Consider the following 614-nt stretch of genomic DNA (forward strand, 5'->3'; position numbering starts at 1 on the left):
GGCAATGCCCGTATCAACAGCCTGCAAGACGAAGACCAACTGACCGGTACCGGCATCTCCAATACCCTGACAGCCACACTGGGTAATGCCAATGACAACGGCGGCACACTGATCACCCCAAAACTGACCAATATTCAAACGGTCAATGCAGCCTTCACAGGTTCCTCCTCCGGTGGCGCCAACGCGGCAGTGACAGGTCTGGATCTGCAAGATACGACTGGCCTCAAAACCGTCAACATCTCCCGTATCGCCTCCGCAGCAGGTACCAACAATGCCCGTATCGAAAACATCAAATCCGTTCTCGATACCATGTCCATCACCAGCTCCAACGCCAACCAGGCTGGCGTCGTTGAATTCTCCTTCGGTACCGGCGTACTGACAGGTGCCAACGTTGGTGCATTGAACCTCTCCGACGTCCAAGTAGGTGCAGTCAACATCGGTGGTAACACTTCTGGTTCCTCCGCCAATGGCGTAGGCGGCACAGGCTACGAAACACTGACAGTCAACAGCGCAGGCGCCAACAACTTCATCGGCACACTGAACCTGCCAATGGACACAGGCTCTGCTGGTAAAGTCATCATCACAGGCAACACCAACCTGAACCTGGGTTCTAC

At 54.9% G+C, this 614-nt stretch carries 1 protein-coding gene; it reads left to right on the plus strand.

The features are described 5' to 3' along the window. A partial coding sequence (locus ACO0LM_RS28670) for a hypothetical protein (protein ID WP_423042350.1) occupies window positions 1–614 on the plus strand: 614 nt, incomplete at both ends.

The organism is Undibacterium sp. Di26W (assembly GCF_049340265.1).
Taxonomy (GTDB): Bacteria; Pseudomonadota; Gammaproteobacteria; order Burkholderiales; family Burkholderiaceae_D; genus Undibacterium.